The organism is Kitasatospora sp. NPDC048662 (genome assembly GCF_055587065.1).
In genome coordinates this window covers 120,419-135,487 of record NZ_JBVJHA010000016.1, presented here as the reverse complement: position 1 = coordinate 135,487, position 15,069 = coordinate 120,419, and the positions used below count along the sequence as shown (strand labels likewise).

Below are 15,069 nucleotides of genomic sequence, written 5' to 3'. Positions count from 1 at the left end.
ACCGCAGCCGGGGGACGAGGTACCGGGCAACGGCTGGACCGGCGCGCGAATCCCTCAACAGGGCCTAGCCGGTCGGCAGGTAAGTAGCAGCGAGCAGCTTACGGGACCTTGCTTGCCGCCCGGCAAGTGGTTTTCGCGTGTGCCCCCTAGGGGCGGCCACGGAGCCTGCCCCCGCACTATCGTCACCGGGCCGCACCCCTTCCCACCTCGTGCGTGGGGTGGAGATCGCTCCCCCTCAGGGTGGACGCCCGGTTGCCCTCAAGGAGGAGACCCCGACCCCGGGGGTGGGGTTAACCCCCTACTCCCCCCTGGGGGCAGGGCCAGGGAAAAGTCGGTGACTAGCCGGATGGTTCGTCAGAACCCCAGCTCATAGCGTCTGTTGTGCCGCCGGAAGCAGCCCAGCGGCTCACCGACCCGGGCGGCCCGCACCCGCCCGAAACCCCTGGGGGACAACCACCGTGAAGCATGGAATCGCCGCCACGATGGGCGCCTGGAGCGCCCGTCACAGAAAGACCGCGGTCTTCGGCTGGCTGCTCTTCGTCGTCCTCGCCGCCTACCTCGGCGGAGTGCACGGCTCCACCAAGATCACCGAGTCCGAGCAGATGCCGGGCCAGGTCGCGCAGGCCGCCAGGATTCTGGACGAAGCAGGCATCAAGTCGCCGGCCGGTGAGACCGTCCTGGTGCAGAGCCGCACGATGACGGCCGACGACGCGTCCTTCAAGGCGGTCGTGGACCAGGTCGCCACCGCCGTCCGGGCCACCGGCAAGGCCGGGGAGCTGCACAGCCCGTACGAGACGGGCGCGATCTCCGCCGACAAGCACTCGGCGCTGATCCAGTTCACGGTGCTCGGGGAGGACAACCAGGCGGCCGTCGCCAACGTGCCGCCGGTGATGGACGCGGTGACGGGCGTGCAGAAGCAGCACCCCGAGCTGCTGGTCGAGGAGTTCGGCCAGGCCAGCGCCGGCAAGTGGTTCAACGAGCAGTTCTCCACGGACTTCGCCCGCGCCGAGTGGACGGCCGTGCCGCTCGCCCTCGGCATCCTGCTGATCGCCTTCGGCGCGCTGGTGGCCGCGGTCCTCCCGGTGGTGCTGGCCATGACCGCCTTCGTCGCCGCCTCCGGCCTGGTCGCGCTCTCCTCCGGCGTGCTGCACACCAGCAACGACGCCTCCTCGGTGATGCTGCTGGTCGGCCTCGCCGTCGGCGTCGACTACTGCCTGTTCTACCTGCGCCGTGAGCGCGAGGAGCGCGCCGCCGGGCACGACTCCGAGACGGCGCTGCGGATCGCCGCCGCCACCAGTGGCCGCGCCGTGCTGGTCTCCGGCATCACGGTCGTGGTCGCGATGGCGGGGATGTTCCTCACCGGCATCGGCACCTTCAAGGCGATGTCCTTCGCCACCATCCTGGTCGTGATCACCGCCGTGCTCGGCTCGCTGACGGTACTGCCCGCCCTGCTCTCGATGCTCGGAGACCGGGTGGAGAAGGGCAAGGTCCCCTTCCTGCACCGCCTGCGCCGCGATGCAGGCGAGGGCAGCCGGTTCTGGAACGCGGTGCTCACCCCGGTGCTGCGCCGCCCGCTGGCCGCCGCCGCTCTGGCCACCGCCGCCCTGCTGGCGATCGCCGCACCGATGCTCACCATGCACACCGCCAACCTGACGTTCCAGCAGCAGCTGCCCAAGGACAACACCCTGGTGGCCGTCTCGCAGCGGATCCAGGACGCCTTCCCCGGCAGCCCCTCCCCCGCCACCGTGGTGGTCAAGGCGCGGAACATCTCCTCGCCCGAGATGACGCAGGCCCTCGCCGATCTTCAGTCCAAGGCCCTCGCCACCGGCAAGATGCACGGCCCCACCAGCCTGACGGTGCACGCCGAGCAGAACGTCGCCACGGTCGGCATCCCGCTCAACGGCAGCGGCAACGACACCACCTCCGCCGAGGCGCTGAAGGCCCTGCGTGAGCAGGTCGTGCCCGCCACGGTCGGGAAGATCGCCGGCGCCGAGGCCCCGGTCACCGGCAGCACCGCCGCCTCGGTCGACTTCAACAAGCAGATGTCCGGCTCGATGCTCCCGGTCTTCGGGTTCGTGGTCGCCTTCGCCTTCCTGCTGATGCTCTGCTCGTTCCGCTCGCTGTCCATCGCCGTCACCGCCGTCATACTCAACCTGCTCTCGGTCGGCGCCGCCTACGGCGTGCTGACGCTGGTCTTCCAGCACGGCATCGGCGCCTCGCTGATCGGCACCGCCGGCGTCGGCGCGGTGGAGAGCTGGATCCCGCTGTTCCTGTTCGTGATCCTGTTCGGCCTGTCGATGGACTACCACGTCTTCGTGGTCTCCCGGATCAAGGAGGCGTACGACCGCGGCCTGCCCACCGGCGCGGCCGTCGCCCACGGCATCCGCACCACCGCCGGTGTGGTCACCAGCGCCGCCGTGATCATGGTCGGGGTGTTCGCGGTCTTCGGGACGCTCTCCATGCAGGTGATGAAGCAGATGGGTGTCGGCCTCGCCGTCGCCGTCCTGATCGACGCCACGGTGATCCGCGCCGTCCTGCTCCCCGCCGTGATGTCCCTGCTCGGCGACCGGAACTGGTACCTGCCGCGCTGGCTGCACTGGCTGCCCCGCCTCGAGGGCGAGGCGCCCGCCGCCGCCCCGGCCGGCACCGGCACCCACCACGGCCGCGGCGAGCACGAGCTGGTCGGCTGACACCGCCACCCCTCCCTCCTGGGTACGCCCCCGGTTCGCCGACAATGAGCAGGTGATTTTCGACGAATCGGGGGCCCAGGCCCTCCTGCAGCAGGCGTGCGCCCCGGCCGGTGTCGACCCGGCCGGGGCCACGCTCATTTCGCTCGGCCAGAACGCCGTCTTCGACCTGCCGGAGCTCGGCCTGGTCGCCAAGGTCGGCCGCACCCCCGGCTCCGCCGACCGGGCCGCCCGCGAGCTCGCGCTGGCCGGCTGGCTGGACGGCGCGGGCGTACCGGTGGTCCGCCCGGCGGAGCCCGTCGTGCACCTGGCCCAGGAGCACCCCGTCACGCTGTGGCACCGGCTGGAGCCCGCCGTCCGCCCGGCCCGGCCCGCGGACCTCGCCCCGCTGCTGCGCGCCCTGCACGCCCTGCCCGCGGAGCCGGCCCCGCCGGTGCCGCTCGGCCGGCGCGACCTCCTCGCCCCGGTGGACAGTTGGCTGGCGACTGCGGAGGGTCACATCGATCCGGCCGACGTGGCATTCCTCCGTGACCGGAAAGAGACCTTTGTCACCGCTATTTCCGAATTGACCCCTTTCCTCCCCTCCGGCCCGATCCACGGCGACGCCCTGCCGCGCAACGTCCACCTCACCCCCACCGGCCCGGTGCTGCTCGACCTGGAGTACATGGCCTCGGACCTGCGCGAGCACGACCTGGTGGTGCTGGCCCTCAGTCAGGACCGGTACGGCGTACCGGCCGAGGAGGTCGCGGCGTTCAACGCGGCCTACGGGTGGGACGTCCGCGAGTGGCCCGGCTTCGCGGTGCTGCGCGGCGCCCGGGAGACCGCGAGCGCCGCGTGGGTGGCGCAGCAGACGCCCGGTAGCCCGTCCGCTCGAACCGAGTTCCGTCGCCGCGTCAACTCGCTGCGTGACGGCGAGGCGGAAGTACGCTGGTTCGCGTTCTGACCGCTTCCGTTCGGTGCCCGCCTTGTGGCGCAGCGCACACCCGGACGGAACCACCTCGGCCGTACCTGGCGTCGTCGTAGTCGACCGGACGCCCCGCCGCATGCGGCAGGTACGGCCTCAGGAGTCGTCCATGCTGAAGTCCCGCATCCCCGCCCGTCGTCGTTCTCTTCTTCTCGGTGCCACCGCACTGCTCACCCCGGCTCTGCTGGTGGCGTGCGGTGCGCACGGCTCCCCCTCCGCGGCGGGGGCAGCCGCGCAGCAGTCGGCCTCGCCGAGCACGAGCACGAGCGCGACCACGGACGGCGGCGGGGCTTCCTCGGTGGCGGCCCGGCCGACGCCGAGCGAGAGCACCTCGTCCCCGTTCGCCTCGCCGAGCCAGGATCCGGTGCCCAGCAAGGCGCCCGCGCCGAGCACCGTCCCGTCCACCCCGGCCACGCCCGGCACCGGCGCCTCGCAGCCGTCCGGCGGGCAACAGAGCCACGCCCCGGCCACCCACGTGCTGGCGCACACCGCCTCCGGCGGCAGGACTGTGGCGCTGACCTTCGACGACGGCCCGGGCCAGGCCACCGGCCAGGTGCTGGACCTGCTGGCGCAGTACGACGCGAAGGCGACGTTCTGCGAGATCGGTGACAACGCGCAGGCGCACCCGGCGATGGTCAAGCGGATCGTCGCCGAGGGCCACCGCCTGTGCGACCACACCGTGGACCACCCGCAGCCGATGCACACCCAGTCGCACCAGCAGCAGGTGGCGGAGATCGCCGACGCCAAGACGCAGATCGAGAACGCGGCCGGCGGCAACGTGCCGATCACCTGGTGGCGCGCCCCGGGCGGCGACTTCACCGCCGAGAACGAGAAGATCGGCGCCGACCAGGGCATGAAGTCCCTCGGCTGGTCGGTGGACCCGCGCGACTGGTCCCGCCCGGGCGTGCAGTCGATCGTCACGAACGTGCAGCAGAACCTCCGCCCGGGCGGCGTGGTGCTGATGCACGACGGCGGCGGCGACCGCACCCAGACCGTGGCGGCCCTGAAGCAGCTGCTGCCGTGGCTGGTGGCGCAGGGCTACACTTTCGACTTCCCGCAGTCCTGACCGACCTTTTGGCCTGGGCGCCCTGACGTTCCGTCGGGGCGCCGTCGTCGTATCGCGGGCCCCTTCCTCCGACGACCGCAGGAGCAGCGTGCCGGCCTTCGTGCACCGCGTCACCAAGTACGACCCCGCCAACCGCGACGAGCGTGGCCGCTACCTGGGCGACGACGACACCGACAGCGACCGCGGGCCGATCGAGGCGGCGTACCTGCAGGCGGTGTCCGCGTTCGCCGCGGAGTGCGGCATCGACCGGCTGAGCGTCCGCGAACCGGAGGCCTCCTTCTTCGCGGCGGCCGAGGACGGGGGCAGCCTGGAGGCCCTGTTCCCGGGCCTGCGGGGGTTCCACGACGGCGCGGAGGTCTCCCTCGAGGTCGCGCTGGAGCTGGTGCGGATGATGCTCCGCGGCGGCGAGGGCTGGTGCAGGCTGGAGGCCGCCGGTGACGAGTTCTTCGTGCACATCGGCTGGGACCAGTACCTGTACCTCGGCACCGACCGCCCGTGCGGGCGTGCCATCGCCCACACTCGGCAGCTCGGTCTGTTCCCGGAGCTGATCGCGGATTCGCCCTACGCGGAGGAGCCGGACGAGCCGGGTCCGCAGCGACCCGCCGACGTGGAGTTCTGGGCGCGGGTGCGCCGGCTGGTCGCCGAAGGGCAGGCGGGCGTGCTGGAGGAGGGGTACGTCCAGAACGCTTCCCGCTGGCACCGCCTGACATCCGACACGATCGACACGGTGCGTGCGGGCCTCGCGCCGCGCGCGATGCTGACGCTCTGGCCGCCGCTGTCCACCGACGTCGCGGCCGTGCTGGCCTCGCTCCCCGAGGACGACCGGATGGAGTTCGTCTGGGAGGACCCGGCGGGCACGATCAGCAGCGTCCACGCGGACGCTGAGCAACGCGAGGAGTTGGCGGTCCTGGTGACGGGCGCGCGGGCCGCTGCCGCGCTGCCGACCACGGTCGACGAGCACCGGCCGCTGGCGAGCGCGGTGCTGCCGGACGCGGACGGCGTACTGCGGGCCCGCTGGCGGACCACCTGGTCGCCGTGCGACCGGACCTGGGCGTTCCTGAGCGCGCTGCGCCCGGGCCAGGTCGTCACCGGCACGGTCACCGGGGTCGCCGACACCGTCACCTTCGTGGACGTCGACGGCTTCACGGCGCGGATCCGCCAACCGGAGCTGTCCTGGCGGCCGTTGCACCACCCGTCGGATCTCGTCCCGGTGGGTCAGGAGATCACGGCCGAGGTGCTGGGCACCGACCTGGTGCGCGAGGAACTGTATCTGTCACTGAAGGCCCTTCAGGACAACCCGCTCAAGCAACTGGCCGACCGCGTCGGCGAGTTGGTGGACAGCGTGGTGACGAAGGTGCTGCCGTTCGGCGTCTTCGTGCGGATCGAGGACCGGCCGGACGGTCTCCAGGGGTTGGTCCCCACCGCCGAGCTGGCCGGGGAGGCCGTTCAGGTCGGCGACCCGCTGGCTGTGCGGATCCTCGAAGTGGACCTGGCCCGGCAGCGGTTCCTGCTGTCCCGCCGCCGGGCGCTCACCTGATCGACGGCCGAAGCGTCCTCAGGACGCCGCCTTGAGCGGCCAGCGCGGGTCCACGGTGGCGGCCGGGTCCTTGCGGCGCAGCCAGTCCTGCAGGCCGGTGGCCCAGTCGCGGTACCAGTCGATCTGCCGCCGGTGCAGTTCGTCCAGCGGCAGGTCGCCGGCCTGTTCGGGGTAGCGGTGGCCGAGGGCGACGGCGACCCGGACGGCGGCGAGTGCGTCGCTGCCGGCCTCGTGGGCGTCGTGGAGTTCGACGCCGTAGACCTCGCAGACCCGCTGGAGGGTGCGTGAGCCCTTGCGGTACTTGTCGAGGGCGCGGTCGACGACCATGGCGTCCACCACGGGGGTGACCGGCCCGCCGAGGCGTTCGGCGAGGGTGGGGCGGCCGTGGCGACGCAGTTCGGCGTCGAGCAGCGACAGGTCGTAGGGCGCGTTGAAGGCGACCACGGGCCGCCCGGCGGCGAGCCGCTGGTGCAGGGCGCGGGCGATCTCCTCGATCGCCTCGGCGGCGGGCCGGCCGTGGGTGCGGGCCTCGGTGTCGGTGATGCCGTGGATGGCGGTGGCCTCGGCAGGTATCGGAACGCCGGGGTCGATCAGCCAGTTGGTGGACGTTTCGACGCGGCCGCCGAGGGTGTCGACCACGGCGGCGGTGACGATCCGGGACTCCTGCGGGTCGGTGCCGGTGGTCTCCAGGTCGAATCCGGTGAGTGGCCCCTTCCACCAGGTCATGGGGTGTGTCCTTCCGTCAGCACTGCCAAGATGCGGACCATCATCGCGTGCCGCTGTGACAGCGCCGACGGCGCGTCCCGCCCGCGGGCGGCAACGGTGCCGGTCAGGAGACCGCGCGGGAGTCCCCCCAGAGGTCCTCGAACTCCTCCCGGTAGACCTCCAGCAGCCCCGGTTCGGTGCCGCCGGCCTCCTGTCCGGCGCCGCCGCGCAGCACCAGGGCGGGCGATTCGATGCCGCGGGCCCGGCGCAGGTAGGGCTGGATCACGCCGAGGTCGGTGGAGCGCCGCCGGCCGCCCGCGCCGGTGGCGCGCTGGCCCTCGACCAGGTAGGCGGTGAACCGGGGCAGTTCGTCGAACACCCGGATCTCGAAGCTGCCGGGGTCGCGCAGCCGGGCCCGCACCCGCCGCACGTGCATGATGTTCATTTCCACTGAGCGCCCCAACTCTCCGCGCCCGAGGCCGAGTTCGCGTTCGCGGCGGCGGACGGCGCTGCTCGCGGGGTTGAGGAACAGCAGCCGCATCCGGCAGCCGTCGCCGGCCAGCCGCACCAGGCGCTTGCCGGTGTAGTTCTGGCAGAGCAGGCCGAGGCCGATGCCGACGGCGTCCAGCCGCCGGGCGCCGTCGAGCAGGTCCTCGACGGGCAGGTCGCGCTGCAGGCGGACCCGGTCGGGGTGGACGGCGACCACGTCGGCGTAGCGGCCGGCCACGAGTTCCTCGACCACGTCGGCGGGCACGCCGCCGTGCGCGCCGTCGAGCAGGGCGAGCAGCCGGGCGGCGGCCCGTTCGGTCTGGTCGAGGACGGTCTTCGTCAGCGCCCGGTTGCGGGAGACCACGTGCCGGGCGACCTCCAGTTCGTCGAGGGCGAGTTCGATCTCCCGGCGGTCCACCAGGTGCGGTTCGAACAACGGCCAGTGCTGGACCATCAGTTCGCGCAGCTGCGGCAGGGTGAGGAAGACCAGCGGGTCGTCGTCGACGGGGTCGAGCAGGTAGCCCTTGCGGCGGGAGACCTCGCGGACGGCGGCGGCCCGGTGCACCCATTCCTCGCCGGCCGGTCCGGCGGCGGCGGTGACCCACTCCTCGCCGTGCGCGGGCGCGTAGACGGGGTGCAGCACCTCGTGCACCAGGGCGCGCATCCGCTGTTCGACCAGGTTGAGCCAGACGTAGGCGCGGCCGGCCAGCCGGACCCGGCGGTAGGCGCCGTCCCACTGGTCGGCGGCCCAGGCGGGCGGCATGCCCTCGGCGGGACCGCCCTGCGGGGGCAGCGCTCCGCGTCCGCCGGTGCGGACGACCAGTGTCGGGGCCTCGCTGCCACCGGCCCGCGGGTCGGGTCCGTCGCCGCCGGCGGGGAACGCCATCCGCTACCTCACCTCTCGCCCGCCGCCCCTGGGCCGACGGCCTGTCCGCTGACTCGCCATGCCGGCCCCTGGTCGTCGGCCGCACGGGCCCGGGGTTCTCGCGGTCCGGACGATCAAGGGTATCGCCCTCCGTGGCCGCGACACAGCCCTCTTGACAGCTCGCGCACCGGCAATCGACGGTCCGTCAGGGCCCTGCTGTCCGACCCGACATCCGGGACACCCGTTCGGGCGAACAACGGGCGAATGGGCCCCGATGGGCACGGCGTTCGGCCGTCCGGCGGGGAGTATGCGGGTGTGCCGTGCGTCCGGCCCGATCGCGCCGCCGACGCCCCGCACATGCTCGGGCGCTCCGCCGGGTGACCACCCGCAGGGGCGCCGATTGGCGTCTGGCACAGGGAAGTCGAGGACACATGCAGGTCTGGCCGGGACAGCCCTACCCGCTCGGCGCCACCTACGACGGCGCCGGCACCAACTTCGCGGTGTTCTCCGAGAGCGCGGACCGGATCGAGCTCTGCCTGATCGCCGAGGACGGCTCGGAGACGGCCGTCGAACTGCGCGAGACCGACGCCTTCGTCCGCCACGCGTACCTGCCGGGCGTGCACCCGGGCCAGCGGTACGGCTTCCGGGTGCACGGCCCGTACCAGCCGGGCCTGGGCCTGCGGCACAACGCCTCGAAGCTGCTGCTGGACCCGTACGCGAAGGCGATGGGCGGCCACATCGACTGGGACGAGTCGGTGTACGGCTACCACTTCGGCGCCCCGGAGCGCCGCAACGACCTGGATTCGGGGCCGCACACCATGCACTCGGTGGTGATCAACCCGTACTTCGACTGGGGCACCGACCGGCCGCCGCACACCGACTACCACCGCACGGTGGTGTACGAGGCGCACGTGAAGGGCCTGACCAAGCTGCACCCGGGCATCCCGGAGGGGATCCGCGGCACCTACGCGGGCCTGGCGCACCCGGCGGTGATCGAGCACCTGGCGAAGCTGGGCGTCACCGCGATCGAGCTGATGCCGGTGCACCAGTTCGTCCGCGACCACCGGCTGCGCGACCTGGGGCTGTCCAACTACTGGGGCTACAACACGGTCGGTTTCTTCGCCCCGCACTCCTCGTACTCCTCCACGGGCGACCGGGGGCATCAGGTGCAGGAGTTCAAGTCGATGGTGAAGGCGCTGCACGCGGCCGGTATCGAGGTGATCCTCGACGTGGTCTACAACCACACCGCGGAAGGCAGCCACCTCGGCCCGACGCTGTCCTTCCGCGGCCTGGACAACGCCTCGTACTACCGGCTGGCGAAGGACCAGCGGTTCTACGAGGACACCACCGGCACCGGCAACTCGCTGCTGATGCGCTCGCCGCACGTCCTTCAGATGATCATGGATTCGCTGCGTTACTGGGTCACCGAGATGCACGTGGACGGTTTCCGCTTCGACCTGGCGGCGACGCTGGCCCGGCAGTTCCACGAGGTGGACCGGCTGTCCTCGTTCTTCGACCTGGTCCAGCAGGACCCGGTGGTCTCGCAGGCCAAGCTGATCGCCGAACCCTGGGACCTCGGCGAGGGCGGCTACCAGGTCGGCAACTTCCCGCCGCTGTGGACGGAGTGGAACGGCAAGTATCGCGACACCGTCCGCGACTTCTGGCGCGGCGAGTCGGCCACCCTGGCCGAGTTCGGCTCCCGGCTCACCGGCTCCTCCGACCTGTACCAGGACGACGGCCGCCGCCCGATCGCCTCGATCAACTTCGTCACCTGCCACGACGGCTTCACCCTGCGCGACCTGGTGTCGTACAACGACAAGCACAACGAGGCCAACCGGGAGGACAACCAGGACGGCGAGTCCTTCAACCGGTCGTGGAACTGCGGCGTCGAGGGCGCCACCACCGACCCCGGCGTGCTCGACCTGCGCGCCCGCCAGCAGCGCAACTTCATCGCCACCCTGATGCTCTCCCAGGGTGTGCCGATGCTCTCGCACGGCGACGAACTCGGCCGCACCCAGCACGGCAACAACAACGCCTATTGCCAGGACTCCGAACTGACCTGGCTGGCCTGGCCGAACCGCGCCGGAGAGGCCGGGGAGGCCGGGGAGCAGGCCGACACCCGGCTGCTGGAGTTCACCCAGGGCATGATCTGGCTGCGCCGCGACCACCCGGTCTTCCGCCGCCGCCGGTTCTTCCACGGCCGCCCGGTCTCCGGCACCCACGACGCGCTGACCGACATCGCCTGGTTCACCCCGGGCGGCGAGGAGATGACCGAGCAGGACTGGTCGACCTCGTACGCGAAATCGCTGACGGTCTTCCTGAACGGCAACGCCATCTCCGAGCCGGACCGGCGCGGCGGCAAGATCGTCGACGATTCGTTCCTGCTGATGTTCAACGCCCACTCGGAGCCGATCGCCTTCACCGTCCCGGCCGGGCACGGCGAGGTCTGGCAGGTCGTCGTCGACACCTCGCTGCCCGCCCTCCCCGCCCCCGGCACCGGCCCGCGCGCCAAGGCCGGCGACACCCTGCACCTGCCGGACTACTCCCTGCTGGTCCTCCAACGGCCCGCCTGACGCCGCCCGATCGGGGCAATCGGCGGTAGGCCTCCGGCCGTCCGGGTAGGGATGCGGCTATGACGTCAGCCGCCGCGCGCCCTTCCACGGCCCGCTTCCCGACGGCCACCTACCGGCTCCAGCTGCAGCCGGAGTTCACCCTGCACGACGCCCGCCGGGCGGTGCCGTACCTGGCGGCGCTCGGCGTCTCGCACCTGCACCTGTCGCCCCTGCTGGAGGCGGTGCCGGGCTCCACGCACGGCTACGACACGGTCGACCACGGCCGGATCGCCGAGCAGCTGGGCGGAGAGAGGGCGCTGCGCGAACTCTCCGCGCAGGCCCGGCGGCACGGCCTGGGCCTGATCGCGGACGTGGTGCCCAACCACATGGCGCTGCCGGTGCCCGAACAGCTGAACCGGCCACTGTGGCAGGTCCTGGCGAACGGCCCGGACGACCCGTTCGCCGCCTGGTTCGACATCGACTGGACGTCCCAGCCGGGCCCGGTCGACGCCCCCGGGCGCGGCCGGCTGCTGCTGCCGCTGCTCGGCGACCGGCTGGGCGTGGAACTCGACCGGCTGACGGTGGACGGCGAGGTGCTGCGCTACCACGAGCACGAGTTCCCGCTGCGCCCCGGCACCGCGCAGCTGCCGCTGCCGCAGCTGCTGGAACACCAGTGGTACCGCCTCGCCTGGTGGAAGCTCGCCGACGAGCAGGTCAACTACCGGCGCTTCTTCACCGTGAACGAGCTGATCGCGGTGCGGATGGAAGTCCCGGAGGTGTTCGAGGCGACGCACGCGGTGCTGCTGCGGCTGCACCGCGAGGGCGTCCTGGACGGCTTCCGGATCGACCACCCGGACGGGCTGGCCGACCCGCGCGGCTACCTGCGGCGCCTGGCCGAGGCCACCGGCGGCGCGTACACGGTGGTGGAGAAGATCCTCACCGGCGAGGAGCGGCTGCCCGCCGACTGGCCGTGCGCGGGCACCACCGGCTACGACGCGCTGCGCCGGATCGACGGGGTACTGACCGACCGCCGGGGCGCGGAGAAGCTGGCGGTCGCCTACCGGCGCGACGTCGGCGACCGGACGGACGCGGCGGCGTCGGCGCTGATCGGCCGGGCCGAGATGGTCGCGCCGGACGGGGCGCTGTCGGCCGAGACCGACCGGCTGGTGCGCCTGGTGGAGCGGATCTGCGCGGACGGCCCCGAGCTGGCCGACCACTCGCCGCTGGCGGTGCGCCGGGCGCTGGAGACCCTGCTGACCGAGTACCCGGTGTACCGCCCGTACGTGGTGCCGGGCGAGCCGGCCCCGCCGGAGGCCGCCCGGGCGCTCGCCCTGCCCGAGGAGGCGTCGGACGCCGAGCGGCTGGTGCACCTGCTCGCCCTCGGGGAGCTGGGCCGCTCCCCCGCCAAGGACGAGTTCTGCCACCGCTTCGGCCAGACCGCCTCGGCGGTGTCGGCCAAGGGTGTCGAGGACACCGCGTTCTACCGGTTCAACGCGCTGCTGTCGCTGAACGAGGTCGGCGGCCTGCCCGAACACCCGGGCGTGCCGCCGGCCGACTTCCACCGCTGGTGCGAGTGGCAGGAGCAGCACTGGCCGCACGCGATGACGGCGCTGTCCACGCACGACACCAAGCGCAGCGCGGACGCCCGGGCCCGGCTCGCGGTGCTGGCGGAGCTGCCCGAGGCGTGGGCGGCGGAGTGCGCGGCGTGGACGGTGGCGGCCGGGCCGTGCCCGGACCGGGCCTCGGCGTGGCTGCTGTGGCAGACCCTGCTGGCGGCGTGGCCGCTGTCCGAGGAGCGGCTGCTGGGCGTGCTGCTGAAGTCGGTGCGGGAGGCGAAGCGCCGGACCTCGTGGACGGAGCCTGACGAGCCGTTCGAGCAGCGGCTCGCACAGTACGCGCGCGGGGCGCTGGCCAACCCGGGGCTGTGTCCGCGGATCGCCGGGTTCGTCGGGATGCTGGAGCCGTTCGCCCGGGTGAACTCGCTGTCGGCGGCGCTGCTGCACCTGCTGGTGCCGGGCGTGCCGGACGTGTTCCAGGGCGGCGAGGAGCCGCTGTACACGCTGGTCGATCCGGACAACCGGGCGCCGGTGGACCTGGACGCGCTGGCGGTGCGGCTGACCGACGCGGCCGCGCCGCGCCCCGGCGACCTGGCCCGGGAGAAGCTGCACCTGACGAAGACCGCCCTGCACCTGCGCCGGGAGGGCGCGCTGGGCCGCTACCGCCCGCTGGCGGGGGTGGGCCCGGCGGCCGAGCACCTGGTGGCGTTCGCCCGCGGCAGCCGGGTGCTGGGCGCGGCGACCCGGCTGCCGTACGGGCTGCACCGGGCGGGCGGCTGGGACAGCACCCTGCTGGAACTGCCGCCGGGCCGCTGGACGGACCGGTTGACGGGCCGCCACTTCGTCGGCGGGCCGGTCGAACTGTCGTATCTGTTCCAGCAGTTGCCGGTGGCGCTGCTGGTCGAGGGGGCCTGATGCGGTACCGGGTGTGGGCACCGGCGGCCAAGGTGGTGGAGGTGGAGGTCGGGGCGATCCCGTACCTGTTGGAGCGCGATGCGGCGCACCCGGGCTGGTGGCACGGGGACGGCCCGGACGGCGACTACGGCTTCCGGCTGAACGGCGGCCCGGCGCTGCCCGACCCGCGCTCGCCCCGGCAACCGTTCGGCCCGGACGGGCTGAGCCGCCCGGTCGACCACGCCGCGTTCCGCTGGTCCCCGACGGCCTGGCGGGGCCGCCCGCTGCCGGGCACGGTGGTCTACGAACTCCACGTGGGCACCTTCACCGCCGAGGGCACCTTCGACGCGGCCGCCGCCCGCCTCGACCACCTGGTCGAACTCGGCGTGGACTTCGTCGAGTTGATGCCCGTCTGCCCGTTCCCCGGCCGCTCCGGCTGGGGCTACGACGGGGTGTCGCCCTGGGCGGTGCACGAGCCGTACGGCGGCCCCGACGGGCTGAAGCGCTTCGTGGACGCGGCGCACCTGCGCGGCCTCGGCGTGATCCTGGACGTGGTGCACAACCACCTCGGCCCGTCCGGCAATTACCTGCCCCGGTTCGGCCCGTACTTCACCGACCGGCACCACACCCCGTGGGGCGCGGCGGTGAACCTGGACGCGCCGGGCTCGGACGAGGTGCGGGCGTACCTGATCGGCAGCGCGCTGGCCTGGCTGCGCGACTACCGGATCGACGGGCTGCGGCTGGACGCCGTGCACGCGCTGGCGGACGGCCGGGCGCTGCCGTTCCTGGAGGAACTGGCCGCCGCCGTCGAGGAGTTGGCGCAGGCGACCGGGCGTCCGCTGTTCCTGGTCGCCGAGTCGGACCTGAACGATCCGCGCACCACCGCGCCCCGGCAGGCCGGCGGGCTCGGGCTGAGCGCGCAGTGGAGCGACGACTTCCACCACGCCCTGCACACGCTGCTGACCGGCGAGAGCCAGGGCTACTACGCGGACTTCGCGGCCGACCCGTGGGCGGCGCTCACCAAGACGCTCACCAACGGGTGGTTCCACGACGGGAGTTGGTCCTCCTTCCGGGGCCGCTCCCACGGCCGCCCGTTCCCGTCGGCCTACGGGCACCGGCTGCTGGGCTACGCGCAGACCCACGACCAGATCGGCAACCGGGCCACCGGCGACCGGCTCTCCGCCGCACTGCCGCCCGGCCGGCTGGCCGCCGCGGCCGCGCTGGTCCTGACGTCCCCGTTCACGCCGATGCTGTTCATGGGCGAGGAGTGGGGGGCGTCCACCCCGTGGCAGTACTTCACCGACCACACCGACCCGCAGCTCGCCGAGGCCGTCCGGCAGGGCCGCCGCCGGGAGTTCGCCGAGCACGGCTGGCGCGCCGAGGACGTCCCCGACCCGCAGGATCCGGCCACGGTGCGCGCCTCCACCCTGGACTGGTCCGAGCCGCAGCGCGCCCCGCACGCCGAACTCCTCGCCTGGTACCGGGCGTTGATCCGGCTGCGGCGCGCCGCGCCCGAACTGGCGTCCGGCGACCTGGCGGCCGTGCGGGTGCGGCACGACGCGGCGGCGGGCTGGCTGGCCGTGCACCGCAGCCGCTACCGGGTGCTGGTCAGGATCGGCGGTGAGCAGCCCGCCGCCGTCCCGCTGGAGGGCGAACTCGCCGCGCTGGAAGCCGCGTTCGGCGAGGTACGGCCCGGCCCGAACGGCACGGTGCTGCTCGGGCCGGACGCGGCGGCGGTGCTGCGCACGGCCTGA

At 73.1% G+C, this 15,069-nt stretch carries 9 protein-coding genes; 7 read left to right on the top strand and 2 right to left on the bottom strand.

Annotated elements, in window-relative coordinates; all coding sequences use genetic code 11:
• The first annotated feature begins 482 nt into the window (after nucleotides 1-482).
• The 4 genes from ACZ6R9_RS30670 (at nucleotide 483) to ACZ6R9_RS30655 (ending at nucleotide 6,254) form a co-directional block, all read left to right on the top strand.
• Nucleotides 483-2,690, top strand: coding sequence for an MMPL family transporter (locus ACZ6R9_RS30670; protein ID WP_465541837.1), 2,208 nt, complete (start codon nucleotides 483-485; stop codon nucleotides 2,688-2,690).
• 52 nt (nucleotides 2,691-2,742) lie between these two features.
• The gene (locus ACZ6R9_RS30665) at nucleotides 2,743-3,630 is read left to right on the top strand and encodes a phosphotransferase enzyme family protein (RefSeq protein WP_380486609.1); all 888 of its coding nucleotides are present in this window, start codon (nucleotides 2,743-2,745) and stop codon (nucleotides 3,628-3,630) included.
• Between the two features lie 130 nt (nucleotides 3,631-3,760).
• On the top strand, nucleotides 3,761-4,717 hold the full coding sequence (locus tag ACZ6R9_RS30660) for a polysaccharide deacetylase family protein (RefSeq protein ID WP_465541806.1): 957 nt from the start codon (nucleotides 3,761-3,763) through the stop codon (nucleotides 4,715-4,717).
• Nucleotides 4,718-4,805: 88 nt separating this feature from the next.
• The gene (locus ACZ6R9_RS30655) at nucleotides 4,806-6,254 is read left to right on the top strand and encodes a S1 RNA-binding domain-containing protein (RefSeq protein WP_465541804.1); all 1,449 of its coding nucleotides are present in this window, start codon (nucleotides 4,806-4,808) and stop codon (nucleotides 6,252-6,254) included.
• An 18-nt stretch (nucleotides 6,255-6,272) separates the two neighbouring features.
• On the opposite strand, the gene ACZ6R9_RS30650 is transcribed toward ACZ6R9_RS30655, so the two are convergent.
• Nucleotides 6,273-6,980, bottom strand: coding sequence for an exonuclease domain-containing protein (locus tag ACZ6R9_RS30650; protein WP_380486603.1), 708 nt, complete (start codon nucleotides 6,978-6,980; stop codon nucleotides 6,273-6,275).
• 103 nt (nucleotides 6,981-7,083) lie between these two features.
• Nucleotides 7,084-8,334, bottom strand: a complete 1,251-nt coding sequence (locus ACZ6R9_RS30645; protein ID WP_465541802.1) for an SAV2148 family HEPN domain-containing protein — start codon at nucleotides 8,332-8,334, stop codon at nucleotides 7,084-7,086.
• A gap of 410 nt (nucleotides 8,335-8,744) precedes the next feature.
• Between ACZ6R9_RS30645 and glgX the strand changes: the two genes are divergently transcribed.
• Genes glgX through treZ form a run of 3 tightly spaced genes read left to right on the top strand, consistent with a single transcriptional unit; the run spans nucleotide 8,745 to nucleotide 15,069 of the window.
• A complete protein-coding gene (gene glgX / locus ACZ6R9_RS30640) occupies nucleotides 8,745-10,886 on the top strand; it encodes a glycogen debranching protein GlgX (RefSeq protein WP_380486600.1) in 2,142 nt (713 codons plus the stop codon).
• Between the two features lie 59 nt (nucleotides 10,887-10,945).
• Entirely contained in the window at nucleotides 10,946-13,336 is a 2,391-nt protein-coding gene (gene treY, locus ACZ6R9_RS30635; protein WP_380486598.1) for a malto-oligosyltrehalose synthase, read from the top strand.
• Nucleotides 13,336-15,069: a malto-oligosyltrehalose trehalohydrolase gene (gene treZ / locus ACZ6R9_RS30630; protein ID WP_465541799.1), complete on the top strand. Its 1,734-nt coding sequence runs from the start codon at nucleotides 13,336-13,338 to the stop codon at nucleotides 15,067-15,069. Before treY ends, treZ begins: the two co-directional genes overlap by 1 nt.

Bases quoted from the DNA above. Each gene is read 5' to 3' on its own strand.
- ACZ6R9_RS30670 (WP_465541837.1), top strand. From the start codon at position 483: ATGGGCGCCTGGAGCGCCCGTCACAGAAAGACCGCGGTCTTCGGCTGG.
- ACZ6R9_RS30660 (WP_465541806.1), top strand. From the start codon at position 3,761: ATGCTGAAGTCCCGCATCCCCGCCCGTCGTCGTTCTCTTCTTCTCGGT.
- ACZ6R9_RS30650 (WP_380486603.1), bottom strand. From the start codon at position 6,980: ATGACCTGGTGGAAGGGGCCACTCACCGGATTCGACCTGGAGACCACC.
- ACZ6R9_RS30645 (WP_465541802.1), bottom strand. From the start codon at position 8,334: ATGGCGTTCCCCGCCGGCGGCGACGGACCCGACCCGCGGGCCGGTGGC.
- glgX (WP_380486600.1), top strand. From the start codon at position 8,745: ATGCAGGTCTGGCCGGGACAGCCCTACCCGCTCGGCGCCACCTACGAC.
- treY (WP_380486598.1), top strand. From the start codon at position 10,946: ATGACGTCAGCCGCCGCGCGCCCTTCCACGGCCCGCTTCCCGACGGCC.
- treZ (WP_465541799.1), top strand. From the start codon at position 13,336: ATGCGGTACCGGGTGTGGGCACCGGCGGCCAAGGTGGTGGAGGTGGAG.